Genomic DNA, 405 nt, shown 5'->3' with positions numbered 1-405 from the left:
GGAATATTGCACAATGGGCGCAAGCCTGATGCAGCGACGCCGCGTGAGGGATGACGGCCTTCGGGTTGTAAACCTCTTTCAGCAGGGAAGAAGCGCAAGTGACGGTACCTGCAGAAGAAGCGCCGGCTAACTACGTGCCAGCAGCCGCGGTAATACGTAGGGCGCAAGCGTTGTCCGGAATTATTGGGCGTAAAGAGCTCGTAGGCGGTTTGTCGCGTCTGCTGTGAAAACCTAAGGCTCAACCTTGGGCTTGCAGTGGGTACGGGCAGACTAGAGTGCGGTAGGGGAGACTGGAATTCCTGGTGTAGCGGTGGAATGCGCAGATATCAGGAGGAACACCGATGGCGAAGGCAGGTCTCTGGGCCGCAACTGACGCTGAGGAGCGAAAGCGTGGGGAGCGAACAG

At 58.3% G+C, this 405-nt stretch carries 1 rRNA gene; it reads left to right on the top strand.

Going from position 1 to position 405, the window contains the following annotated elements:
* A 16S ribosomal RNA gene (locus BSZ14_RS18895) occupies positions 1-405 on the top strand; the annotation flags it as partial.

Source organism: Sphingomonas sp. Sph1(2015) (genome assembly GCF_001970915.1).
Lineage (GTDB): Bacteria > Pseudomonadota > Alphaproteobacteria > Sphingomonadales > Sphingomonadaceae > Sphingomonas > Sphingomonas parapaucimobilis.
Note: the sequence above shows the minus strand (reverse complement) of the source record. Positions and strands in the feature narration are given on the sequence as shown.